The organism is Chitinophaga sp. MM2321, assembly GCF_964033635.1.
Taxonomy (GTDB): domain Bacteria; phylum Bacteroidota; class Bacteroidia; order Chitinophagales; family Chitinophagaceae; genus Chitinophaga.
Genome location: NZ_OZ035533.1, coordinates 2,006,820 through 2,031,623 on the forward strand (window position 1 = coordinate 2,006,820; position 24,804 = coordinate 2,031,623).

The window sequence follows — 24,804 nt, forward strand, 5'->3', positions numbered from 1 at the left end:
AATTTGTAGGAAAATAAATTTGGTGGTTAATTTTTCTGCTTTATCTTTGCACCAGTTCTTTAAGTTGCTTATCAAGAAAGGAGTAGGGAAATGGCCCGATGATACCTTAGCAACCTTCACTGCACAAGCTTTGAAAGGTGCTGCATCCATCCTGATCAGATGTCAGGAAAGATAAGTTTTGATTTTCGAATTTTTTGATTTTCGAATTTTTGAATTTAAATACCAAAATTCGAAAATCAAAAAATTCGAAAATCCCACTCTCTCTCTTGATTTGCTCCGCAAGAACGTTTTTTATCAAACTAAAAAAACAATCAAAGATGAGCACAATCACAGAACTGATCCATGCTATTCCCGTAGACCCGCAAACCGGCGCCATTGCTGTGCCTATCTACCAGACTTCTACATTTGTACAGGAAGCACCGGGTGTAAACAAAGGTTATGACTATGCACGGTCCAATAATCCTACCCGCGCGGCAGTAGAAAAAATTATTGCACAGCTGGAAGGTGGCGCCGCTGCATCTGCCTTCTCCAGCGGACTGGCAGCCATAGACGCCGTATTGAAACTGCTTAAATCCGGGGATGAAATTGTAGCCGTAGATGATATCTATGGTGGCGCTTTCCGCCTCTTTCATAAAGTGTATGAAAAATTCGGGATCCGGGTAAACTATGTTGATACTTCTGATACGCAGGCCGTCTTCCATGCCATCACACCCGCTACCAGGCTGATATGGCTGGAAACGCCCACCAATCCCACGCTGAAGATCTCTGATATTGCCGCTATAGGTCGTATTGCAAAAGCACACAATTGTTTGTTTTGTGTAGATAATACCTTTGCGTCACCGGTGCTGCAACAGCCATTGTCATTGGGGGCGGACCTCGTGATCCACAGTGCTACCAAGTATCTCGGCGGACATAGTGACCTTATCGCCGGGGTAGTGATAGCCAAAACGGAGCAGCTGGGAGAAGAAATAAAGTTCTATCAGAATGCCTGTGGCGCCATCCTGTCGCCATTCGACAGCTTCCTGCTGATCCGTGGTATTGAAACCCTGCACCTGCGTATTAAACAACACGGCATCAATGCACAAATCATAGCGGAATACCTGGCAGAACATCCGGCGGTAGAAAAAGTGTTCTATCCCGGTTTGCCATCGCATCCGGGACATGAGCTGGCAAAGCGGCAGAGTAAAGGGTTTGGCGGGATTATTTCTTTTACTTTAAAAGATGATAGCGCCGCTGCCGCCACCACTTTTGTTACCTCCACGCATTACTTTAAACTGGCGGAAAGCCTGGGCGGCATTAAAAGTTTGCTTTGTCATCCGGCTGAAATGACGCATAAATCTATCCCTGCTGAAAAGAGAAGGGCAGAAGGGGTAAGTGACAGCCTGATTCGCTTATCTGTAGGGCTGGAAGAGTCGGCCGACCTGTTGGCCGACCTGGAACAGGCTTTTAAGAAACTGCCGCAGCACGCCCGGGCAGAAAGCGTGCTGTCAGCATAGCCGCTACGTTATCTCCCGTCGCATTTAAAATAGTGGCCAGCGGATCAACCAATGTTCCGATGATCAGCAGCGGCGGGAGGGCTTCTACCGGGAACCCATATACGGACATGACCAGCAACTCGCCGATATAGCCGCCATTGGGAATACCGCCTTCCACGATGCTCACGATCACGGTTATGCCCATGGCCATCAGCACGGTATCTACACTGTTGAAACCTTTGCCGAACATCGCAAATACAACGGCCATTTTTATGATAGAAGAAATGCTGGAGCCATCTTTATGCAGGGTAGCACCTAGCGGCACTACCACATTGCCAATGGATGCCGGTACGCCCATCCGTTGCACCGCTTCGAGGTTGGCAGGAATGGTAGCAATGCTGCTACCGGTGCCCACCGCGGTTAAGGTGGGAATAATATTGTTTTTCCAGAAGATTTTAATACCATTAAAACCACCCGCTACAAAAGCATAAAAACTAAATCCGACTATAAAATAGATAGTACCGAAACCATAATAAATACCCAGTGAGTGTGCATATGTGCCAAACAATTGCGGCCCTACCGTGCCCACCTGGTAAGCAAAGTAAGCACCCAGGCCCACGGGCGCTATTTTCATGATCACCGCCAGCAGGTCTTTCATGACCTCATTACCGGAGTACAAAAATTTCCGGAACGCTACACCACGCTCACCTGCACGCATGGCGGCCAGGCCCACCAGCACAGAGAAAATTATAAAGGGCAACATGTTTTTACGGGAAAGCAATTCGTAAAATTCACCGACACTCAACAGCCGTGTCAGCTGTTCACCGAAGTTGCCGGGGCTTTCCACATCTACGGCGTGTGACAGCGTAACTTGCTGATGAATAGGGAAGATCCATACAGCCACAATGGTGAGGAAAGCTGAAATAAGGATGGTACAAAGGAAAACGATGGACATGATGCCCAGTACTTTGCCCAGCCTGTGCGAGGCTTCGATATGCGCAATGGCGCTGGCAATGGCAAAAAATACCAGCGGGATAACAGCCGTAAATAACAGGTTCAGAAAGATATCGCCAATTGGTTTGATGACCGCTACCTTTGGACCCAGCAGCAGACCGGCAATACTGCCACCTGCAATGCCCCCCAGCAACCAGAAAATACCACTGTAGTTTTTGAAGATACGCATGCCTGTGAATTTATTCTACCTACAATTTATACCGGAAATCTCAATTATGATCAACTGTATTTCCCCCGTTAACCAGCTATAAGTGAACAATTTGTACGCAGGGGTGTTTAACAGGTAGCGAACCAATATAATCACCATGAAAAGCTTGTTACTTTGTTTGTTATTCACAGTCGCTTTTCAGAACCACGACTATAATATAGGAGAGGTGCTGAAGAATGCCCGGCAACTGACTAATGACAGCGTAACGGTAAGGATTACGGGCTATGTGACGAAGAACCTGGGCGGAACTATTTACATGTTTGAAGACCGCACGGCAGGGATTAAGGTAGATATTGATACTAAATTTCTGCCTGCTCAACCCTTTAATGACAAAGACGCAGTGGTTATCCAGGCCTGGGTACAGTATGAAAGGAACAAGCCGGTTACCCTGAAGGTAAACCGGCCCGTAACAAGTGATTGAGCCGGCTATCTATAGCAGGTGAAGGATGAAAGTGTAAAGGCTCTTCATACTTACCACGATCACAATGACCGCTACCGCCAGCATAATTGTTTTAGCAGATATTTTATTGGATACTTTAGCCGCAATAGGAGCAGCCATGGCGCTGCCCAGCACAAGCCCAAGTACCGCATCCCAGTGTACATGAGAGAGCACCGTTACAAAGGTCAGGGAACTTAGCATGGCAATGAAAAAGCGGGTAGCCTTTACCGTGCCCAATGAAAAGCGGGGATGCCGGCCGCCGGCAATCAGGGATGATAATACAATGGAACCCCATCCACCGCCGCCGATGGCGTCAATGAAACCACCACCAAATCCCAGCAAGCCTATCCGTTTAATCTTTTTATTATTGTGTTTTGCCCTGTTTACCTGGATGGCCCGTAGCAGGATCACCACACCCAGGATCAGCGTATAGAAGGAAACCACCGGTCGGGTGTATTGCGAATAATGCTCTAGTGATGACAACAGGTAGGCACCGATCACAGCTCCCGTGATGCCGGGTATCAATAAGCTTTTGAATAATTTTTTGTTGACATTCCCCATTTTAAAATGCATCCATCCGGCAATGGCATTGCTGAGGATTTCAGAGATGTGTACCGCCGTGCTGGCAGATGCGGGCGGAATGCCCATTGACAGGGAAAAGGTGGTAGAGGTGATGCCGTAAGACATACCGATGGCGCCGTCTATCATCGCGAATATAAACCCTGCCACCAGGAAATAATAAAAGGTAGGTGGAATGTCTTCCGCATAATCACGGAAAGCAGGAATGTGATACCACAGCACTGTGGTAACAACAGTTAATATAAGAAGACCGGATAGCCAATAAATCCATCTTAGCTTTCTGATCTTAGGAGGAATGGTTGCAGGCGCCGAATCATTAACAAACACAGATGTTACTGCTGTATCGTCCGTTGGCGTAGATGCAGGTACGGTAGTAATTACTTTCTCCATTTTTTAGATATGTGCCAGCCTAATTTCCCCACAAAATACATAAACTCTATGAGATAAGTAGACTGATTCAAAAAAAATTGCAGAAAAAAATAGGTACAACACATAAAAATTGATTTACCTATATTTGGGGTTGCGAACCAACTCCCACATACATGCTTTTGCAAGTTTTCTGGACTTTTTTTTTAGTATTATTAAACGGTTTTTTTGTAGCGGCAGAGTTTGCCATCGTTAAAGTACGTTCCTCTCAAATCAACAGTAAAGGCGGCCTGACACAAAAAAGGGCTACTATAGCTGCTAAACATATAGTTGGTAACCTTGATGGATACCTGGCGGCTACACAGCTGGGTATTACCCTCGCTTCCCTGGGCCTTGGCTGGGTAGGTGAAACCGTTGTAACCCAACTGGTCCTGAATTCAATGGATAAGCTCGGATTAACAATCACTATTGCTACGGCACATGCCATTGCGGTTCCGGTGGCATTCCTGGTGATCACCGTTCTCCATATCGTTTTCGGAGAGCTGGCGCCAAAGTCAATGGCTATACGTAAACCTTTGCCTACCACACTCGCAGTTGCCTTACCGCTGCGTTTTTTCTTTGTCATCTTCCGTCCCTTCATCTGGATGCTGAACGGCCTGGCCAACAGTATCCTGCGCCTGATCGGCTTAACGCCGGTAGGAGAATCGGAAATCCACTCAGAAGAAGAACTGAAGCTTATCATCTCTGAAAGCCAGGAAGGTGGCGCCATTGAAGAAACAGAACGGGAGCTGATACAGAATGTATTTGAATTTGATGACAGCCGCGTAAAAGAAATCCTGACCCATAGAAAAGATATTTCTGCCCTCGATATAACACTGCCCTTTGACCAGCTGGTTGATAAAGTGATTATAGATGGCTATTCCAGGTATCCCGTATACAACGGTTCACTGGATGAATTGAAAGGCGTGATCTATACCAAAGATCTCATGAAAGGCGTACATGAAAAAGTACTCACCGACATTAATGATATCCTGAAACCGGTATTTTATGTGCCGGATAGTATGAAGATCAAGGACCTGCTCCGCACTTTCCAGGGACAGCGTCTGCAAATGGCCGTGGTGACCAACGAGTTTGGCGATACAGAAGGGATTGTGACCATGGAGGATATCCTGGAAGAACTGGTAGGAGATATCCAGGATGAACATGATCATGAATCGCCCATTGTTGAACAAAAAGATGATAACACCTTCCTGGTAGACGCGCACGAATACCTGGCAGATATCAACGAATTATTACCGGTTCCCCTCCCCGAAAGTGAACATTATGAGACACTTTCCGGTTTAATAAACTATATACACGGTAACATTCCCAAAGTAGGAGAAGTACTGCATATAGAAAATTATGAAGTGCTGATTATCAAGATGTTCCGAAGCTCAGTTGAAAAAGCACGTTTAAAGCTGCTCCAATAAAAAATACCCTTTATGGAGAAGAAGATCCTGCACATCCTCGAAGGACGTGAAAAGCATATTACAGATACGGAAGTAGTACGGCAGTCGCTGCCAACGATGCAGTTCCGTTTTGCTAATCCGTTTATTGTGGTGCATCATATGCCGCCAAAATACCATGCACCGGGATCTCCGGAAGACAGGTTACATCCGCATCCGCACCGCGGCTTTGCACCCGTTACTTTCATGTTGCAGGGGCAGGGCTTTCACCGCGACAGTACCGGCAATGCCATGACTGTCTCCGCCGGTGATGTGCAATGGATGTTTGCCGGGAAAGGGATCCTGCATAGTGAAGGCCCCTCCGCTGAGTTTTTGCGTACCGGCGGTAACTACGAACTCTTACAACTCTGGTTCAACGTACCGGCTGCACATAAATGGGAAGATCCCTGGTATCAGTATATTACCGGTGCCGATATGCCGCTCGTAGCGATGGCAGACGGGATACATCTCAGTCTCATCAGCGGGGAGTATGACAACAGGGTTGGTCCCTTGCAGAATTTTACACCTATCACGGCTATCTGGGGAAGCATAACAGTAGATAAGTCGGTTACTTTAAAAGCAACGCCCGGTTACTGGACGCTGCTCTATGTAATTGATGGCAGCATACTGGTAAACGGTACCACCGTAAAAGGGTATCACCTGGTTGTATTTGATAAGGAAGATGACCAGCCCGATATCCGGATTACGGCCCTCGAAAATACACGACTGCTCTATCTCAGCGCCGAACCGATCGACGAACCCGTTGCAGCAAAAGACAACTTTGTCATGAATACAGCTGCGGAAGTGGATCAGGCCATCGCTGATTATAAAAATGGATTATTTGGGTCCCTGAAATAGACCAGGATTAAAAGAATTAAAAAGGATTTACAAGATTGAACCACGAGATAAAAACGGAAACATCTACCCGTATTATTATCTCGTGGTTCAATCTTGTAAATCCTTTTTAATTCTTTTAATCCTGGTCTATTTCAATGTATCTTTCCTCATTGTAGTATCCTTCATCTTCCAATCTTTTTTCTTTCCATGTTTATGCATTTTAGACGTATCCCGTCCCATAGGAGGAAGTGTGTCCTGCTGGAAAGAAGCTAATTCATTATTACTAACCGGTGCAGCCTGTAGCTGTCTGCCCGGTGTACCCTGAAAGAAAATGAATAAGACCAGTACGATCAATATTCCAAATGCCGGAAGGTTTTTCATAATAAATAGTTTTAAATGTTCAGGGATTAACACGGCATATATCATGCGGTATTATTGACCCATGGCCGGGTGTGCTATAATACATTGACTGTATTTCAGTTAGTGAAAAAGGGCTTTTATATGCGTTGTCACACAGCATTTTAGGTTGTGGATTTTGGCCATCATTCAGTGGAAGTTGAGAGACAATGAAGCAACAAAACGACCTTGTACACGGAATGGTATTAAGGCATTGCTTTTGTGACAGATCAGAGACTGAATCCACGCTTATTATTTAATTTATTTAAATCTATCATAGATGAATTACAGGAACTACTTGTTTGCTGGTATTTTTATCGCAACCGGTTTGATGGCATGTAACAGCGGAAAGAAAAAGCAGGGGGATCAGGATACCGCAAAGGCTTCTGTACCGGTCCCGCATGAAGACAGGACCAGCTTTCAGCAGGATACCGTAATAGGTGATTTCCACATCACCGCCATTACACGGGGAGATGCTACTATGCGCAATCTTATTATTGCTGTCAATGCTGTAAAGGATAGTACTGCAAAAGCAGATACGATTATGGACAGAGATATTAAAGGAAAGATGAAACACATTACCGTAGGGGATCTTGACCACGATAAAATGCCGGAACTCTATTGTTTTACAACTTCCTGCGGAACAGATGCATATGGCAAAGTATACGCGTATGTTATCAATAAAGAGGGGGCTATCCGTATCAATACCATGGAGCTGGATACCCTGGAGGAACCCGCTTACAAAGGCCGGGATTCATTCTATATAAAAGGGAATACACTTGTACGCACTTTCCCCTTATTCCGCGAAGGACAGGCCAATGCAGTAACTTCCAACGACCGGAAAACAATCAGCTACGGGTTGCAGAAGAAAAACAATACGTACGTGCTTACAAAAACGGACCAGGATTAACAGGAATAAAAAAGATTTACCGGATGGGTGTAGAAGATTTGATCGAAGCGAATAATATCATATTCATCTGCTTCAATCAAATCTTCTACACCCATCCGGTAAATCCTATCAATCCTGGTAATCCTGGTTACTGGTGCGCTACAATTCCTTCCTTATGCCATCTGTCATAAAAATAAGCGAGTGCTGTACGGAAATTACTAAAGTTTTTATTGGCAGGTAAGGTCCAGGCATCTTCTGCATAGGCGGCGAGGCGAGGATATACCATTCTGTTCATGGCAGCTACATCGGGAATCCATTCACCCCACATCTGGCAGCCACTACCCAGTATTTTTGCATGATATTTAGGATCCAGTCCTTCGGGGATGGGATCAAAGCTATATGCTTTTTCCAGTGAAATGGACTTGTAATCATAATCGAGGTAGGTCATGGAATGATAGGAGTTAACCACATCGTATCCTTTGGAAACCGCGTCGGTAATCAGTTTCAGGTCGCCTTTCCAGAATTGTACAACGGTGCCTTGTGCCAGCTTTTCTTTGGCACCGTCTTTCATCTCATCATTGTATTCATGAAGTTTGGCGCCCATGATCTCATTCCATCCCATCATGCGACGGTTTTTACCAGCGAGGTAATTGGAAATATTATTCGTGAAGGCTATCTGTAAATCGGCCGGAGTAGCAAGGTTGTGTTGTTTCATATAAGCCTGTACGCCTGCATCTGCTTTCCACTGATCATATTTCACTTCATCACCGCCAATATGGATCACTTTGGAGGTGGGGAATAGGTCAATAACTTCCTGGAGTACATCCTGTAAAAAGGCCACCACTTTAGGATCACTGACATTGAAAACATCATATTGCACCCCGAATTTGGTGGGAACAGTAATAGGTTGTTTGTTGGTGCCAAGCCATGGGTACGCAGCAATAGCGGCGGCAGAATGGCCGGGCATTTCAATTTCAGGTACAATGGTGATATGTCTTTCGGCGGCGTAGGCAATAATATCTTTGATCTGCTCCTGTGTGTAGAAGCCTTCATGTGGTTTACCGTCGAAAGTAATAGCGCCTTTCCAGCTGCCTATCTGGGTGGAGTCGCGGCGGCCACCTACTTTTGTGAGCAGGGGATATTTTTTGATCTCTATCCGCCAGCCCTGGTCTTCGGTCAGGTGCCACTGAAAGGTATTCATTTTCAACAGCGCCATTTCATCCAGCAACTGTTTTACCGCAGCAGCGCCTTTGAAGTAGCGGCCTTCATCCAGTAAAAAGGCTCTCCAGCCGAAGCGGGGTTTGTCTTTTATACTGACTGCATCAATCGTATAGGTATTACCGTTAGCCTTTACCAGCTGCCGGAGTGATTGGATACCATAAAAGATGCCGGTGGAAGTAGGAGCCGTGATGGTGATGCTGCCTGGTTGTACATTCAGCAGATAGCCTTCGGTTCCCAGTTCTTTTTTCAGCTTTTCATTGAGCGATAAGCGGATAAAATTGCTTTTGGCGGAAGGCCGTAACGCCAGGTCAAGACCGGCAGCTTCCTGTAATGCCTGTTGCAGTTGTTGGGCCTCTTTGGTGCTTTTGCCTGCTACAATAGCGGTGGCGCCGGATAATGTAAAGGTCCCAGAAGCTGTTTTTACTTCGGAGGGTTGCGGTATAATGTTCACTGCCTGCAACCGGATTGTTGTTAGAGAGAGTAGCAGCAGTAGGCTGCCTGCCACAATGGATTGTAGTTTTAACATAAACGTATTTTAATTGTTCACTCGGATAAGTGTGATAAAGTACAAATAAAATTCCGTGATTAATAATTGTTACACCAATACGGGTTTGTCCGGTGATATAGCCGTGTCCGTTGTAGTTTCCTGGTAAAGTACCGGCGGCGCTGTTTCTTCTGGTTTGTCCAGCTGCGGGAACAGGAGGATAATCCTCAACGCTGCCAACTGTTGCTTCCATTGTTCCCCGGTTGCAGTATCCAGGTATAGCGGATGAAGTATGCGCACCGTGGCATCTTCAGGTATGGTGATTTGTTCCTGCTGAAGACCGGTGAGACGACCGTTTTCCCTGCAAAGAAAACAAGTGATCAATTTATCATGCCTGTCATAAATGGCCCACAACAAGCGGTTGGCACAAACAAACATGATGGGGTTGTGCAGGAAGCATTGCTGCCATTGCGCAGCCTTCCATTTCCTTTGCTCAACGAGATACTGTTCCAGCCGTAGTGATTGTAATTTCGCCACTTCCGCTACTTCTTTGCCAAGAGCTTTGAATGCATCTTTTATTGCGACAGGAGTTGCTGTGGGTATGGATTTCAACCTGCGGTCGTTGCTGTTGATAAAGGCCGGTTTGAAGTTGTTGTCAATATACACCCGGTAAATATCCCCTTTCACCGCAAACGATCTGGACAGATTTTTAAAGCCAAAGTCAGGCACAATGCGGTCACCCAGCTCATGGATGCTGATGCCCAGTTCTTCAGCGGCGTTTTCCAGGCCGGCTAACGCTGCCGCACCTACGCTGGATTTCCGGACGCGGTATTTCCGTGATAAAAATTCCACGGCACGCAGGGCATTATTGCTGCCATGGAGGACGAGGGCGGCCACGCCCTGTTCGGCTATTTTTAAACGTTTTTCAGCTATCCATTGACAGATACAGCTGTATAAATGGTCTGCCAGTTGTTCGTCTCCCACCAGTGCAGCCAATGCCAGCAGGTATTTCAGCCTGACATCACCGGCTTTGTCTGTATATAATTTCAGGAGATGTGCCGCAAAATCACCACTCCGGGATCTGTCGATCAAACGTAGCAGGGGCCTGGCTTCCACGTCTGGCTGCATCGCTGTTATGCGCGACATGCGGTACAGCAGGAAACGCATCATATCGGGGGGGAGTGTGCTGTCGTCCTGTAAGAACAAAGGTGGCAGCGCGGCAACGTCCAGCCATGTTTCCAGTGGTTTTGAGAGCTTGCCTCTTTTCTTTGCAAAGGTTACCAGCTGTGCTGTGGTGACAGCATCATCGTCGCCGGTGATCGGGTCGCCGAGGGCATCCAGCATGAGGTCACGGGCGTCGTCATTGATTTCTTTATGCAGCGCCTGTTGCAGCAATGTTTTTGCTGCCGGTGTATGCAGTTTGCATAGGATTTGTACGGCGGTGAGCCGTTGATCGGCTTTGCGGTGCAGCAATAGCTCACCTGCTTTTTCCAGCGCCTGCGGATGATCTGCCAGTATAACGGCTACGAGGGTACGAACTGATTTTAGTTTGTGCAGGGTGAAGTCCCACAGCTGTTCCAGGTAAAGCGACTGGTTTAATTGTGTGAGCAGCGGCAGTACCTGCCGGGCATCATAGTCATTTTCCAGTGCCTTTAAAAGTAGGGGTGCAGCCTGTTCCTGCAGCAGTTCCAGTATGGTATTAAATACATCCTGGTGGAGGTATTTTTTTTCTGTGAGATATTGATCCAGGTAATGAATAGCGGGGTTTTTATCCTGTAGCAGGAGTTCCTTTACCGCTATTACGTCCGGTGGAAGTAAGTCTGCACTGCCTTTCATGGCTGCCTGCTGTTGCCGGTAGGCGTGACCGGCCATGCTGCTGTAATATTCCCGGAGGTATGTATAGGCGGCATTTACCAGCAGTGTATTATATTTTTCCGGTTGATGACCAGCCAGCAGATAATAACCGGTGAGTTGTCCGGAATAATCAGGTAGTGCAGACAGGTGGCCGGTGGCTTTTTCAATGAGCGGCAGATACTTGTCTGCATTGGTTTGCAGCAATGTCCGTGATAATTCGTAGTTGACATAATCTTTGCCGGGTTGGAGGAGAATATTTTCCAGGTAGTCCATTTCCCGGTCCGGGTGGCCTTTGGAAAGGAGCCGGAAGAACAGGGAGTTCCAGCCTTTGTTTTTCCAGGTACGGAGATAGGCATCGACGATATTCCATTCCGCACTTTTGATCAGGTCCTGCAGAAATTTGCGCAGGGGGGTGAACTTCAGCGGTGCCAGGTCAAAGTTGTTGCCATCTCCGGAGTAGCTGATCAGGAAAGAGCCGATTTCCTCCGGTGTGCATCCCCGCTGTTGCAGGAAGCTGGTAAAATAGCTGAAACGCAGTACAATAGAGGAAGAGGTGCCGGGAGCATCCATGAGTGGTACCACATGCAACAGAAATGTTTCGCTGCAATGCTGCCAGGTTAGCGGTGGTGCTATGAGTTGTAGTACGAGACGGTCGTTATCCTCCCATTGATCGGGTAGGCGCAGCAATGAAATGAAAATGCTCATCAGTCGCGCCGCTTCCTCCTCCTGAAATTCGGGTACAGTGATTGTTCGTCCGGTAAGGAAATCTATTCCCGCCTGTACGTATACTTCGATGTTGTCATAGTCATAAAGCTGTTCCAGTTTCTCAACAAGAGGTAGTAAATGCTCTTTCGTGTACGGCATAAGGCTTAAATAGGCGCATTTTTTTATCAATTCGCCACAAAGTAAAGGAATTGGCGTATAAAAATGTAGGGATCTTGAGATTTTATTTGCATCATCTGCATAAATAAAATCTCAAAATCCCTATATCAAAAAATGCTAAAATATTTTCCGGTTACATGAAACCCAATTCCAGCCTGGCTTCCTCGCTCATCATTTCTTTTGTCCAGGGTGGATCGAAGGTGAGGTGTACGTCTACATCAGACACGCCTTCGATACTCTTCACTTTCTCATCCACTTCGCGGATAATGTCGCCGGCCACGGGGCAGCCTGGTGCGGTGAGGGTCATATCAATACCGATGCGGTTGTTTTCCTTTATTTTGATTTCGTAGACGAGTCCCAGCTCCCAGATATTCACCGGTATTTCCGGATCGTAAACGGTTTTCAGTACTTCTTCTATCTGTTCTCTTAACGTTGATTCGCTCATGACTGATTATTTTTTGCCTGATAGGCTACCGCATAAAGTTTCATTTGTTTGAGCATGCTCAGCAACCCATTGGAACGGGTGGGAGAGAGGTGACTGCTCAAGCCGATAGCGTCGATAAAATAAATATCTGCTGTTGCAATTTCCCGGGGTGTATGTCCGGAAAGTACGTAGATCATCAGGCTTACCAGTCCTTTTGTAATAACGGCATCGCTATCGCCGGTAAAAATCAGGTTGCCGTTTTCCAGCTCTGTATGCAGCCACACGCGTGACTGACAGCCTTTGATCAGGTTTTCCGGTGTTTTGTATTCTTCTGCGATGAGCGGCAATTCCTTGCCCAGCTGGATGATATATTCATATTTATCTTCCCAGTTCTCCATCACCGTAAAATCGGATATTATTTCTTCCTGTATTTCGTTAATCGTCATATTCACCTGTTTACAACAGCATGGAAGCAGCTCTCCTGATGCCTGCTACCAGTTTATCTATTTCTTCCATTGTATTATAAAAGGAGAGAGAAGCCCGCACGGTGCCAGGGATCTTAAAGCGATCCATCAGCGGTTCAGTGCAGTGGTGGCCTGTTCTGACAGCAATACCTTGCTGGTCCAGCAGTTCGCCCATATCAAACGGGTGAATATCATGTACCAGGAAGGAGATGGCGCCACTTCGCTGTGCAGCGTCACCGATAAAACGGATACCGTCTATCTGGCGGAGTTGCTCCATCGCATAGGTCAGCAGTTGTTCTTCCCATTGCTGGATTTTGCTGATGCCGGTATGCTGTACATATTTTATAGCAGCCCCTAAACCAATCGCTCCTGCAATATGCGGTGTGCCTGCTTCAAATTTATAGGGAAGCTCGTTATAAATCGTTTTGGCAAAAGTCACAGTCTTGATCATATCGCCGCCACCCTGGTAGGGAGGCAGTTTGTTGAGCCATTCCGTGGTGCCATACAGCACGCCGGTACCGGTAGGGCCGTAAATTTTGTGACCGGAAAACGCGAGGAAATCCGGCTGCAGCGCCTGTACATCAATACTGATATGCTGAATAGCCTGTGCGGCATCTATCAGCACTGGTATATTCCGTGCATGCGCCAACGTTATAATATCCTGCACCGGGTTAATGGTGCCCATTGTATTGGAAACATACGTTACTGCTATCATCTTCACCGTATCATCCAGCATGGCTTCGAAGGCATCCATGAGCAGTTCGCCCTGATCGTTGATCGGTATTACCTTCAGCGTAGCGCCACTTTCTTCACAGGCGATCTGCCAGGGAACAATATTGGAATGATGTTCCATTGCAGAGATGATCACACTGTCGCCGGCTTTCAGGAAACGGCGGCTCATGGTATTAGCTACCAGGTTGATACCATCAGTAGTGCCTTTGGTAAAAATGATCTCATGCGAATGCGCTGCATTGATATAGCCGGCCACTATGTGACGGGCCTGTTCATATGCATCGGTAGCTACCTGGCTCAGGTGATGTACGCCACGGTGCACATTGCTGTTATACTCCTTGTAATAGCGGGCTTCTGTATCTATTACAACCTGTGGCTTCTGCGTGGTAGCCCCGTTATCCAGGTATACCAGCGGCTTACCATGCACCAGTTGCTGCAGGATCGGAAAATCTTTCCGTATCTGCATTACATCCAGGTCAGCGGCTACTATGTTAGCAATATGTTCCATCTTAATTTTAGTTATTCATGATCTCTGCAATCTGCACCTGCAAGTAATGTTGCAGGGCAGGAATCTTCACCTCGTCTGTAATATCGTGCGAGAATGCATTTACCATCAGTGCTTTCGCCGCATCTTCGCCGATACCGCGGGAGCGCAGGTAAAACATGGATTCTTCGCTGAACTGGCCGGCGGTAAAACCATGGCTGCATTTCACATCATCTGCATATATTTCCAGCTGAGGCTGAGAGTTAATATCTGCTTTATCACCCAGCAACAGGTTGTTGTTCTGTTGGAAGGCGTTTGTTTTCTGTGCTTCCTGGTGTACGAGGATTCTGCCGGTAAACACACCGTTGGCAGCGTCCAGTAATACGCCTTTGTACAGTTCATTGCTGTTACAGTTCGGTACCAGGTGATCCATAAAAGTATGGTTATCTACGTGCTGGTTGTCGTTGGCAATGTACAGGCCGTTCAGATTCGTTTCGGTATAACTGCCGGTTAACGCTACACTCAGGTTGTTGCGGGTGAACGGGGTGCCGGGCAGGGTGAAATTAAAATGATGGTAACGGCTGTTAGTATGCTGTTGTGCGGCGGTGGTGTGTACTTCACGGAAGCCGGCATCTCCCTGCTGCACATTGTAGTGCCACAGTTCAGCGTTTTCGTCAATCACTGTTTCCAGTACACTGTTGGCAAAAGCCACGGTGGTGGTTTCAGGATGTACGGAGCTTTCAATGATGGTAGCAGCAGCATTTTTATTCAGTACCCATAAGTGGCGGGGCTGGATAAATGCATGCTGTGATGACGTGTATACGTTAACGATATGTACCGGTTTATCTATCACCGCATTGGCTGCCAGTTCAATGTACAGGCCATCCGCAAAGAGGGCTGTATTCAGGGCTGCCAGTGGCTCATTTACCAGGTGTTGCTGTTTATTAAAATAGGTGACAAAGCCGGGGGCAGCTGTGTGCGCACTCATGGGGCCTACAGTAATGCCTTTACCGATTGGTAATTCAGACTGATCTGCCTGCAGGTGTCCGTTTACCAGCACAATGCGGTAGCAATCCAGTTGTGGTATCGCGACATTATTCACTACATCGGCAGCTACCGGAGTAGCAGTGGTGAGTAATTCATAGGGATACTCTTTCAGGTAACGCTGAATATTGGTATAGCGCCATGCTTCTGTTTTAAGCGTAGGGAGTCCCAACGCAGTAAAACGCTCCAGCGCCTCGCAGCGGGTGATGTGCAGCGAATCCTGCGCAGGGTGCTGGACCAGTGCATTCACATCTTCCGTCAACGCCTTATAAAAAGGCAATGTAATATCGCTTGTCATAATTATTCCTAACTATTTTGGAATTTATTGATTTTCGTATTTTGATATTTTGTTTCAGAAAGAGATCTGCTATTGAAGCAAAATATCCAGCTATCAAAATCAATAAATCGAAAATGATTTATACCGATTCTTTCAAATGTAATTCCTCTTTCAGCCAGTCGTATCCTCTTTCTTCCAGCTCCAGTGCCAGTTCTTTGGTACCGGTCTTGATAATACGGCCGTTGTACAATACGTGTACGAAGTCAGGCACGATATATTCAAGTAAGCGTTGGTAGTGAGTGATGACAATGAAAGATTTTTCCGCATCACGCAGGGTGTTTACACCATTTGAAACAATGCGTAGTGCATCGATATCCAGTCCTGAATCTGTTTCATCCAGGATGGCCAGTTTGGGATCCAGCATGGCCAGTTGGAATATTTCGTTACGTTTCTTTTCACCACCGCTGAATCCTTCGTTCAGGGAGCGGCTCATCAGGTTGGCGTTAAAGTCTACCAGCTGTTGTTTTTCTTTTGACAACTTCAGGAACTCTCTGGCTTCCAGGGGTGGGAGGCCTTTGTAGGTCCGGATTTCATTCATCGCGGTTTTCAGAAAGTTGAGGTTGGATACACCGGGGATTTCCACCGGGTATTGAAACGCGAGAAATACACCTTCGCGGGCGCGGTCTTCCGGAGACAGTTCCAGCAGATTTTTACCATTGAACCATACTTCACCTTCGGTAACAGTATAGTTGGTACGACCCGCCAGGACAGAAGCCAGTGAGCTTTTGCCGGAACCGTTGGGTCCCATGATGGCATGCATTTCTCCTTTGTTTATTTCGAGGTTAATGCCTTTCAGTATTTGTTTCCCTTCTACTTCTGCGTGCAGATTTTTAATCGTCAGCATGATTGTTTTATTTCGTTCTTTATGTAGTTGATTGGATAAACGAATTATCCAACGCTTCCTTCAAGTGTAATAGATAAAAGTTTCTGTGCTTCCACGGCAAATTCCATGGGTAGCTGGTTTAATACTTCCTTCACATAGCCGTTTACGATAAGGGCTACTGCTTTCTCCGTATCAATACCACGTGCATTCAGGTAAAAGATCTGGTCTTCCCCGATTTTGGACGTAGTGGCTTCGTGCTCGATCATGGCCGTTTTGTTGCGGGATTCTATATACGGAAATGTATGAGAACCGCATTCGTTGCCAATCAGGAGGGAATCGCACTGGGTAAAGTTACGTGCATTTTCAGCGCGTGGCCCTACCGCTACCAGTCCACGGTAACTATTGTCGCCATGTCCTGCGGAGATTCCTTTTGAAATGATCCGGCTTTTAGTGCCTTTACCGATATGATGGATTTTTGTGCCGGTATCTGCAATCTGTTTGTTGCGTACTACCGCTACGGAGTAAAATTCGCCTTCGGAATAATCGCCCTGCAGGATTACGCTGGGATATTTCCAGGTAATAGCGGAGCCGGTTTCTACCTGTGTCCAGGAGATCTTGCTGGCGTTGCCTTTGCAGATCCCTCTTTTGGTAACAAAGTTGAAGATACCGCCTTTACCGTCTTTATCACCGGGATACCAGTTTTGTACGGTAGAGTATTTGATTTCTGCATGATCCATGGCTATTAACTCCACTACAGCGGCATGCAGTTGATTTTCATCCCGCATGGGAGCTGTACAGCCTTCGAGGTAACTTACATAACTGTTTTCATCAGCAATGATCAGTGTACGTTCAAACTGGCCGGTGTTCTGTGCATTGATACGGAAGTAAGTGCTCAGTTCCATCGGGCAACGAACGCCTTTAGGAATGTAGGTAAATGAACCATCGGAGAAAACCGCGGCATTCAATGCAGCAAAGATATTATCAGAGTGAGGCACTACGGTGCCCAGGTATTTTTTTACCAGGTCAGGATGTTCCTGTACAGCTTCACCGAACGAGCTGAATATAATACCCATTTCTTTCAGCTTGCCTTTAAAGGTAGTAGCTACAGAAACACTGTCGAATACAGCATCTACAGCAACGCCGCTTAACGCTTTCTGTTCATTCAGCGGAATGCCCAGTTTTGCGAAAGTTGCCAGCAGTTCGGGATCTACTTCATCCAGGCTGTTGAGTTGTTTCTTCTTACGCGGTGCTGCGTAATAGGAGAGCGCCTGCAGGTCCAGTTTGGGCATTTCAAAATGTTGCCACTTGGGGAACGACATTTTCTTAAATGCGGCGAATCCTTTTAAACGCCATTCCAGCAGCCATTCCGGCTCATTCTTTTTAGCAGAAATAAAACGGATGATATCTTCATTCAGCCCCGGCGGAGCTATGTCCATTTCAATATCGGTGGTAAAGCCAAACTCATACTCCTTTGTGGCTATATCATCTATTATTTCGTTACTGTTCATCATATGGGTTGATATTTATACAGCAAAGCTTTCGCCACAGCTGCATGTTCTTGTAGCATTCGGGTTGTTGAAGTAGAGACCTTTACCATTGAGGCCATCAGAATAGTCCAGTTCTGTACCATAGAGATACAGCAGGCTTTTCATCTGTACGACTACTTTTATCCCTTTGTCTTCAAAAATCTGGTCGCCTTCTTCCTCGGTTGCTTCAAATTTCATGACATATTCGAGGCCAGAGCAACCACCACCTTTTACACCTACGCGTACAAAGGTATCTGGCGCATGATGCTCTTTTTCCATCAGCGTCTTGATATATTCTCTTGCTTTTTCTGAAACGGTTATCATATCAGCACTTGTTTTAATTGTTGTAACCGGTTGCCCGGTAATGATCTGTGATGCCGGTTATTCTTTAATACCGGCTGCTACATGCGATTTTGCTGCACATAACAGTTGTACCATGATATCCAGCTTACTTTGGTAAAACGCAGTAAACCCGCGGGTCTGCGGGTCGTAAAGGTTATCTTTCAAAATGGGCAGCGAATATGGTAACACCCAGGCTCTCAATGCCTTCGCTACTGCGTCCATGGCGTTTATACCCTGCATGGCCTGTGTACCGTCTGCCCAGGAAAGCAAAGCTACGACCTTTCCTGTTAAATATGGTCGCTGGTGCTTGCTCGTTAATTCAAGCCAGTCCAGACAATTTTTCATGGCGCCGGTCATTCCTCCATGATATAATGGCGTCATCCATATATGAAGGTCCGCTTTCCGGAATGATTCACACATAGCTGTTACTGCTGCCGGCGTTTCTCCTGCCTCATGCTGTGCGAAAAAAGGGATCTGGCCTTCTGCCAGACTGAATATTTCGGGTGAAAAGTTCTTTTCTTTTAACTGCTCTTCCAGGTAAGTTGCCAGCCTGTTGGAAGTGGCATAAGGACGGTTATCAATAGAACCATTAAATATCAGTACGTTCATTAATATTTAACATTTAGAAATTCAGAAGATTGAGAGATTTTAATCAGGTGAATTTCATCTCCAGATCTTCAAAATCCCAAAATCTATTTTTTTAGCTCCCCCAAAATTACGACATTTGAGAATAAAACAAGTAATAACTTGGAAAATTATCCATCACGAACCAAGAATGCTGCCGACAGGTTTTTGACTTTGCTCAAGACCCGGGGACCGCTGTCTGCTTCCGAGCTGGCGAGTGAACTGGGTATTACCGGTGAAGGCGCCCGCTTACAACTACTCCGGTTAGCCGAAGAGGGTTTTGTTTTATCAGAAAGCAGCACCTCCAAAGGCGTTGGCCGTCCGGTATTGATCTGGAGCCTGACCCCGCTTGGAAACAGCCGTTTTCCTGACACACATACAGAACTGACCCTGGAACTGATCCAAACCATCAAAACCGTACTGGGACAGGAAGCACTGGATAATGTGGTCATTGCACGCGAAAAGAAACAACAGGAAAAATACCAGGCCGCCCTGGCCGGCATCACCGGCATCGAAAACAGGTTGACAGCCTTTGCTGCCATTAGAACAGGAGAAGGTTACCTGGCGGAATGGAAGAAAGAAGACGATGTATTCTTTTTTATAGAAAATCACTGTCCTATTTGTTGCGCGGCTACCCAATGCGATAACATCTGCACCTCGGAAATGAATACTTTCATCAGTATCATAGGAGCCGATGTGGAAGTGACCCGGTTGGATCATATCATCAACGGCGCCCGCCGCTGTGTTTACAAAATTATTCCATTACCGGTAACGGTTAGTTGATCATCTCCCTGGTTTTATCTCACTTAATGATCAGCACTAAAGTGCCTGAAATGATCAGCAATGCACCTACAGCCGTTTTCCAGGTGATAGCCTCATGCAGGAAAACCACGGACAGGATAATGGTTAAGGCCACACTTAATTTATCCACCGGCGCCACCTGCGATACTTTTCCCATCTGCAATGCTTTAAAATAAAAGATCCAGGAAAAGCCCGTAGCCAGCCCGGAAAGGACCAGGAACAACATGGTGTGCTTTGAAATAGTGACGCCTTTGTGTTCTCCCCTTGCCAAAACAATTCCCCAGGCCATTACCAGGATAATGACCGTCCGGATAGCAGTAGCCGTGTTAGAAGGGATGTCCGCAACACCAATTTTAGCGAATATCGCGGTGAGTGCGGCAAAAACTGCGGAGAGCAAAGCATAGAACCACCACATGAGGATTATTTTATTTTGTATCCAAGGATTTTCAGACTTCTTTCTACACCATCCAGTATAGCTATTTCCGGGAGGTGTGCCCATTCTTCAAAGCCCATACCCATAAAGAGTTTCAGACTAGGTGCATTATGCGCGAAAATGAAGCCCAGCAATGTTTTTATGCCATATTGCGGCGCCACCGTTATGGCGTATTGCAGCACATCTTTCCCAAACCCTTTCCCACGGGCATTTTCAGCGAGGTAGATGCTCACTTCTGCGGTGGCATCGTAGGCCGGCCGGCCGTAAAATGACTGAAAGCTCATCCAGCCGACGGTTTGTCTGCCGGCGCTGATCATCCACAGTGGCCGGTGTGCAGGATCATGGGCATTATACCACGACAACCGGCTTTCTACCGTTACCGGGCTGGTATCTGCGGTTACCATCCTGCCAGCAATGGTGGTATTGTAAATGGCTACTATTTCCGGTAAATCATCCGGCAGGGCATCCCTGTACTGTAAATTCATAGTATGTCTGAAAGTTGAGTTGTTTTTATTCCCATATCGCTTCCCTGGCGTGTTCCCGCCGTAAAAGACTATAGAGTTGTGCATTTACAAATCTTCCTTTTTCAAAAAATGCATCTCTTAATAATCCTTCAAATCTAAAACCCAATTTTGTCAACAATCTGGAGGAGGCAATGTTTTCCAGGTCCACAAATGCTTCTATGCGGTTGAGCTGTAGCTCCTGGTAGCCATAAGTGAGCAGGATACCGGCTGCTTCCGTCATAATGCCTTTGCCCCAGAAGTCAGGGAAGAGATCGTAGCCTATTTCTGCTTTGAAGTGTGTTCTGCTGATGCGGTGAAACCCGCAGGTGCCAATCAGTTCATCATGATCCAGGAGTGTGATACCCCAGCGCATACCTTCTTTGCTGGCCAGCATTTCCCGGAAAAAGGTAATGATCTGTGTAGCTTCACTGATATTGGCGAAGGCATCTATATCCATGAAGTGTGTAACCTCCTGGTTGGAATAGAGCCTGAACAAAGCAGCGGTATCTTTTTCGGTAATGGGCCTTAATATTAATTTGCCTGCGCTTAAAATGGGTAGTTCCATGATACAGTTGCCTTTTTAGGTTGCTGCAAAGCTAATTTATGTAAATTGTAAGCACAACAAATATAAAACGATACCCGATTTTAATGTGGCTTTAATGACCGCCAGCATAAACAATCTTAATTTTGCAGCCATTATTGCTTATAATCTTGCAGGTATGAAAATATTAGTTATCGAAGATGAATCCAAAGTGGGTGCTTTTATAAAGAGAGGGCTGGAGGAGCATCATCATCAGGTAGAAATAGCTGCTGACGGGCTTCTTGGTCAGCAGGCCGCATTGGAACAGGATTATGATCTTATTATGCTGGATATTATGTTGCCGGGTATCAATGGTCTTACCATCTGCAAAAACCTGCGCGCGAAGGAGGTGGCTACACCTATTCTTATGCTCACCGCGCTTAATGCCACCCATGATATTGTAGACGGATTGAACGCTGGCGCAGATGACTACCTGGCCAAACCATTCCATTTCTCGGAATTGGTAGCCCGCGTAAATGCATTGTCCAGGAGGAAAAATAATTTCCGGCAGGAAAAAGAAGTGCTTGCACTGGCAGACCTGCAACTGGATACCGGCACCAAAACCGCCAATCGAGAAGGACAGGAAATTGTACTCACCGCAAAAGAATACGCGTTGCTAGAGTTGTTGTTGAAAAATACCGGCAAGGTACTTTCCCGTGCGCTCATCTCTGAAGCCGTATGGGGACTGGAATTCGACACCGGTACCAACACCATCGATGTGTATGTAAATTATCTCCGTAACAAAATAGAAAAAGGCTTTACCGGCGAAAAGCTGATCCATACCGTAGTGGGAATGGGATATGTGATGAAGGTAAAAGCCAACAGTTAACATGAAGATCCGCCACCGGTTATCACTGCAATTTACGGTCATATCAGGCATCATCCTGACAATCGTTTTTGTTCTGATCTACTTTTTATCAGTGCAGTATGTCAGGAACAGCTTCTATAAGCTGCTACAGGTGCGGGCCCTGATAACAGCACAGGTTTACCTGGAAGAAGATGAGCTGACAAAAAAGAAATTCCGCGAAATAGAAAAGAGCTACCGGCAAAGCATCCCCGATGAATCCAGTAATATTTATGATGCCGGTAATAATCCTGTTTTTATAGAGAAGATAAAACACGACTGGCCACCATCTATGCTGGATATTGTCCGCAACAAAAAAATTCACCGCTTCACTTACGGAGATGAATATGGACTGGGTATGTTTTACCCGGATAACCAGGGCGATTTTGTGGTGATTATAACTGCACGCAATATAGCAGGAGCACAGCAATTACAGTACCTGTTATGGATCCTGGTGATCATGTTCTGTGTGGCGCTGCTGATTATATTTTTAATGGGGCAATGGTATGCCAGCAGGGCCTTACAGCCGGTAAAGAGTATTAACCGGCAGGTGAAGATGATCCGTTCCAGTAACCTGCACATGCGGGTGCAGCAAGGCAGCAACAAGGATGAAGTAGATGAACTGGCCAGCAACTTCAATGAGTTGCTGCAACATATGGAACAGGCTTTTGAAATGCAGCGGTCTTTTGTATCCAATGCTTCCCATGAGTTGCGCACACCACTTACCACCATCATCGGAGAAATAGAAGTAACCCTGCATAAAGAGAGAACGAAAGCAGATTACATCCAGACCCTCCGCACGGTGCTGGACGAATCTGAAAAGCTGAAGATCATTACGGATGGCCTGTTACAGTTGACACGGGTAGATGTGATCCTCACAGAAGCCAATACGGAAACCATCAGGCTGGATGAGCTGTTATGGGAAATCCAGGAGCACTGGCGGCATAAAACCCCACCGCTAACAATAGATGTACAACTGCTGGAGCTGCCGGAAGATGCAGGGGAACTGACGATAAGAGGCAACAGATCGCTGCTGTTGCTGGCCTTGCAGAACATTATCAGGAACGCATTCAAGTTTTCGTATAACCACCCCGTTAGTACCACACTTACGGCCGGTAAAGAGGGCCTGGTATTGTCTGTAAGCGATCAGGGTATTGGCATAGCCCCTGCCGAGCTGGAGAAAATATTCCTTCCTTTATATCGTGCGGATAATGCACATGCATTTTCGGGTTATGGTATCGGCTTATCTATGGCGCAAAAAATTTTTGAAATTCATCGTGTGCACGTTACCGTGAGTAGTACCCTGGGCCAGGGTACCACGTTTAATATCTTTTTTCCCCGCTCTCAAAAAATCTAATGCTATTCTAACCTCATTCTAACAGGCACTTAATAGCTGGTCGTGATCTTTGCAACGAAAAAAAAGTTGTATGACGAATAGACTAGCATTATATGCCTTCCTTGTGCTGTCGGGCGCCTTGTTCCGCCATCCGCTTTCAGCGCAGGTGACAGATACCCTTGCTCTCACGTTGCCGGAAGCTGAGCAACTGCTGCTGCAAAAAAATATTCCCCTGCTGGCACAGCGTTATAATATTGATTCCGCCAAAGCCGGCATTATCACGGCACGGCTATACGATAATCCCCAGGTAACATTTGAAAATGTATTGTACAGCCACACAGAAAAAAAGTGGTTTGATTTCTCCTATGAAGGGCAAAATACTTTACAGGTGCAACAGTTGTTTAAAATTGCGGGGCAGCGTAATAAGGCGGTAAAGCTGGCGCAGAGCGGCGTGAAGATGAGTGAATTCCAGTTCTATGATCTGTTGCGCACATTGCGTTTTTCGCTGCACGATAATTTCTATGACCTCTATTATAAGCAACGCTCGCTGCAAACGTATGGCCGGCAGATCGCCTTTCTGCAACAGCTGGTGAAAGTTTTCAGCCAACAGCAGGCCATGGGAAATATGGCACCGAAAGAAATCATCCGTATCAAATCGCTGCTGTATGATCTGCAACATGATGCCCTGGCATTGGAACAGGAGATCCAGCAAGCACAGTCCGATCTTGCCCTGCTGATACGTGTGCCTGCTACTACCGTGCTGCAACCGCAAATGCCCGATCAGCGCATGGATGCGGCGTCGGTCGCACAATTCAGTTTCCCCGCGCTCATGGATACCGCCCGTATAAACCGTTATGACCTGAAAATGGCACAGGAAAATGTACACTATAACGATCTTAATCTGCGCCTGCAAAAGGCGATGGCTGTACCGGACCTGGAAGTGGGCTTTGCTTACGACAAGCAAGGCAACTTTGAACGGAATTATAATGGGCTGAACATATCTATGCCGCTACCATTTTTTAATCGCAACCAGGGCAATATAAAAATGGCAAAAGCCGAAATGGAGCGCAGTAAACTACAACTCACCGGGCAGGAAGATCAACTGGAACATGAGGTGATGAACAGCCTGCAACAGGCCCTGAAAACGGAAAAGCTGCTACATGAATTTGATCCCGGTTTTGAAAATGAGTACGCCGGCATGATGAAGGAAATTGAAAAGAATTATGGACTGCATCACATCGGATTACTGGAATTTATAGATATGTATGATGCTTACCGTAATAATGTCCTTAAAATGAATGCGCTGAAATACGAGCGGCTACATGCACTGGTATCGCTCAATTTCGCTACCGGTACCTTCCTTTTTCATCCCTGATAAA

Annotated in this window: 25 protein-coding genes and 1 riboswitch; of the genes, 9 read left to right on the forward strand and 16 right to left on the reverse strand. The window is 46.4% G+C overall.

The features are described 5' to 3' along the window. Positions 1 to 65 precede the first annotated feature (65 nt). Positions 66 to 178, forward strand: a riboswitch (SAM riboswitch). Between the two features lie 139 nt (positions 179 to 317). Then, on the forward strand, positions 318 to 1,496 hold the full coding sequence (locus tag ABQ275_RS07780; protein WP_349317717.1) for a PLP-dependent aspartate aminotransferase family protein: 1,179 nt from the start codon (positions 318 to 320) through the stop codon (positions 1,494 to 1,496). Here ABQ275_RS07780 and ABQ275_RS07785 read toward each other — a convergent pair. Next, the gene (locus ABQ275_RS07785) at positions 1,447 to 2,658 is read right to left on the reverse strand and encodes a dicarboxylate/amino acid:cation symporter (protein WP_349317718.1); all 1,212 of its coding nucleotides are present in this window, start codon (positions 2,656 to 2,658) and stop codon (positions 1,447 to 1,449) included. The two genes, ABQ275_RS07780 and ABQ275_RS07785, sit on opposite strands and share 50 nt — an antisense overlap. Before the next feature lie 136 nt (positions 2,659 to 2,794). On the opposite strand from ABQ275_RS07785, the gene ABQ275_RS07790 reads away from it, so the two are divergent. Continuing rightward, a complete protein-coding gene (locus ABQ275_RS07790; protein WP_349317719.1) occupies positions 2,795 to 3,118 on the forward strand; it encodes a NirD/YgiW/YdeI family stress tolerance protein in 324 nt (107 codons plus the stop codon). Between the two features lie 9 nt (positions 3,119 to 3,127). On the opposite strand, the gene ABQ275_RS07795 is transcribed toward ABQ275_RS07790, so the two are convergent. Further along, complete coding sequence (locus tag ABQ275_RS07795) at positions 3,128 to 4,105, reverse strand: sulfite exporter TauE/SafE family protein (RefSeq protein WP_349317720.1); 978 nt, start codon at positions 4,103 to 4,105, stop codon at positions 3,128 to 3,130. 152 nt (positions 4,106 to 4,257) lie between these two features. On the opposite strand from ABQ275_RS07795, the gene ABQ275_RS07800 reads away from it, so the two are divergent. Together ABQ275_RS07800 and ABQ275_RS07805 are read left to right on the forward strand one after the other, a co-directional pair. Further along, on the forward strand, positions 4,258 to 5,550 hold the full coding sequence (locus tag ABQ275_RS07800) for a hemolysin family protein (protein ID WP_349317721.1): 1,293 nt from the start codon (positions 4,258 to 4,260) through the stop codon (positions 5,548 to 5,550). 12 nt (positions 5,551 to 5,562) lie between these two features. Continuing rightward, a complete protein-coding gene (locus ABQ275_RS07805) occupies positions 5,563 to 6,423 on the forward strand; it encodes a pirin family protein (protein WP_349317722.1) in 861 nt (286 codons plus the stop codon). A 126-nt stretch (positions 6,424 to 6,549) separates the two neighbouring features. Here ABQ275_RS07805 and ABQ275_RS07810 read toward each other — a convergent pair whose 3' ends face one another. Beyond that, positions 6,550 to 6,783 (reverse strand): hypothetical protein, encoded by a 234-nt coding sequence (locus tag ABQ275_RS07810; protein ID WP_349317723.1) that lies wholly within the window; start codon positions 6,781 to 6,783, stop codon positions 6,550 to 6,552. Between the two features lie 295 nt (positions 6,784 to 7,078). Between ABQ275_RS07810 and ABQ275_RS07815 the strand changes: the two genes are divergently transcribed. Continuing rightward, complete coding sequence (locus ABQ275_RS07815) at positions 7,079 to 7,708, forward strand: hypothetical protein (protein WP_349317724.1); 630 nt, start codon at positions 7,079 to 7,081, stop codon at positions 7,706 to 7,708. A 127-nt stretch (positions 7,709 to 7,835) separates the two neighbouring features. Here the strand turns inward: ABQ275_RS07815 and ABQ275_RS07820 are convergent, their stop codons facing one another. From ABQ275_RS07820 to ABQ275_RS07865, 10 genes are all read right to left on the reverse strand, one after another. Next, positions 7,836 to 9,434 carry a beta-N-acetylhexosaminidase gene (locus ABQ275_RS07820; RefSeq protein WP_349317725.1) on the reverse strand — a complete coding sequence of 533 codons (1,599 nt, stop codon included), beginning with the start codon at positions 9,432 to 9,434 and terminating at the stop codon, positions 7,836 to 7,838. A 69-nt stretch (positions 9,435 to 9,503) separates the two neighbouring features. After that, positions 9,504 to 12,110: a DUF4132 domain-containing protein gene (locus ABQ275_RS07825; RefSeq protein WP_349317726.1), complete on the reverse strand. Its 2,607-nt coding sequence runs from the start codon at positions 12,108 to 12,110 to the stop codon at positions 9,504 to 9,506. Positions 12,111 to 12,261: 151 nt separating this feature from the next. Then, the gene (locus ABQ275_RS07830) at positions 12,262 to 12,573 is read right to left on the reverse strand and encodes a DUF59 domain-containing protein (protein WP_349317727.1); all 312 of its coding nucleotides are present in this window, start codon (positions 12,571 to 12,573) and stop codon (positions 12,262 to 12,264) included. Beyond that, positions 12,570 to 12,998 (reverse strand): SufE family protein, encoded by a 429-nt coding sequence (locus tag ABQ275_RS07835; protein WP_349317728.1) that lies wholly within the window; start codon positions 12,996 to 12,998, stop codon positions 12,570 to 12,572. The genes ABQ275_RS07830 and ABQ275_RS07835 overlap by 4 nt, the downstream gene beginning before the upstream one ends. Before the next feature lie 10 nt (positions 12,999 to 13,008). Then, a complete protein-coding gene (locus ABQ275_RS07840) occupies positions 13,009 to 14,256 on the reverse strand; it encodes a cysteine desulfurase (protein ID WP_349317729.1) in 1,248 nt (415 codons plus the stop codon). 7 nt (positions 14,257 to 14,263) lie between these two features. After that, the gene (gene sufD, locus ABQ275_RS07845) at positions 14,264 to 15,574 is read right to left on the reverse strand and encodes a Fe-S cluster assembly protein SufD (RefSeq protein WP_349317730.1); all 1,311 of its coding nucleotides are present in this window, start codon (positions 15,572 to 15,574) and stop codon (positions 14,264 to 14,266) included. Between the two features lie 118 nt (positions 15,575 to 15,692). After that, complete coding sequence (gene sufC, locus ABQ275_RS07850; RefSeq protein ID WP_349317731.1) at positions 15,693 to 16,457, reverse strand: Fe-S cluster assembly ATPase SufC; 765 nt, start codon at positions 16,455 to 16,457, stop codon at positions 15,693 to 15,695. 44 nt (positions 16,458 to 16,501) lie between these two features. Next, complete coding sequence (gene sufB, locus ABQ275_RS07855) at positions 16,502 to 17,947, reverse strand: Fe-S cluster assembly protein SufB (protein WP_349317732.1); 1,446 nt, start codon at positions 17,945 to 17,947, stop codon at positions 16,502 to 16,504. Positions 17,948 to 17,959: 12 nt separating this feature from the next. After that, positions 17,960 to 18,286: an iron-sulfur cluster assembly accessory protein gene (locus tag ABQ275_RS07860; RefSeq protein WP_349317733.1), complete on the reverse strand. Its 327-nt coding sequence runs from the start codon at positions 18,284 to 18,286 to the stop codon at positions 17,960 to 17,962. A 57-nt stretch (positions 18,287 to 18,343) separates the two neighbouring features. After that, positions 18,344 to 18,913 carry an NADPH-dependent FMN reductase gene (locus ABQ275_RS07865; RefSeq protein ID WP_349317734.1) on the reverse strand — a complete coding sequence of 190 codons (570 nt, stop codon included), beginning with the start codon at positions 18,911 to 18,913 and terminating at the stop codon, positions 18,344 to 18,346. A 138-nt stretch (positions 18,914 to 19,051) separates the two neighbouring features. Between ABQ275_RS07865 and ABQ275_RS07870 the strand changes: the two genes are divergently transcribed. Further along, complete coding sequence (locus ABQ275_RS07870) at positions 19,052 to 19,711, forward strand: metalloregulator ArsR/SmtB family transcription factor (RefSeq protein WP_349317735.1); 660 nt, start codon at positions 19,052 to 19,054, stop codon at positions 19,709 to 19,711. 19 nt (positions 19,712 to 19,730) lie between these two features. On the opposite strand, the gene ABQ275_RS07875 is transcribed toward ABQ275_RS07870, so the two are convergent. The 3 genes from ABQ275_RS07875 to ABQ275_RS07885 are packed head-to-tail and all read right to left on the reverse strand — an operon-like array spanning position 19,731 to position 21,230. Next, the gene (locus ABQ275_RS07875; protein ID WP_349317736.1) at positions 19,731 to 20,144 is read right to left on the reverse strand and encodes an EamA family transporter; all 414 of its coding nucleotides are present in this window, start codon (positions 20,142 to 20,144) and stop codon (positions 19,731 to 19,733) included. A 5-nt stretch (positions 20,145 to 20,149) separates the two neighbouring features. Next, positions 20,150 to 20,647 (reverse strand): N-acetyltransferase family protein, encoded by a 498-nt coding sequence (locus ABQ275_RS07880; protein WP_349317737.1) that lies wholly within the window; start codon positions 20,645 to 20,647, stop codon positions 20,150 to 20,152. A 25-nt stretch (positions 20,648 to 20,672) separates the two neighbouring features. Beyond that, entirely contained in the window at positions 20,673 to 21,230 is a 558-nt protein-coding gene (locus tag ABQ275_RS07885) for a GNAT family N-acetyltransferase (RefSeq protein ID WP_349317738.1), read from the reverse strand. A gap of 154 nt (positions 21,231 to 21,384) precedes the next feature. Here ABQ275_RS07885 and ABQ275_RS07890 point away from each other — a divergent pair, with 154 nt between their 5' ends. The 3 genes from ABQ275_RS07890 to ABQ275_RS07900 all read left to right on the forward strand — a co-directional run bounded on the left by ABQ275_RS07890 (position 21,385) and on the right by ABQ275_RS07900 (position 24,800). Next, the gene (locus ABQ275_RS07890; protein WP_349317739.1) at positions 21,385 to 22,074 is read left to right on the forward strand and encodes a response regulator transcription factor; all 690 of its coding nucleotides are present in this window, start codon (positions 21,385 to 21,387) and stop codon (positions 22,072 to 22,074) included. Position 22,075: 1 nt separating this feature from the next. Continuing rightward, complete coding sequence (locus tag ABQ275_RS07895) at positions 22,076 to 23,446, forward strand: HAMP domain-containing sensor histidine kinase (RefSeq protein WP_349317740.1); 1,371 nt, start codon at positions 22,076 to 22,078, stop codon at positions 23,444 to 23,446. Positions 23,447 to 23,516: 70 nt separating this feature from the next. Further along, a complete protein-coding gene (locus ABQ275_RS07900) occupies positions 23,517 to 24,800 on the forward strand; it encodes a TolC family protein (RefSeq protein ID WP_349317741.1) in 1,284 nt (427 codons plus the stop codon). The last annotated feature ends 4 nt before the right edge of the window (positions 24,801 to 24,804 follow it).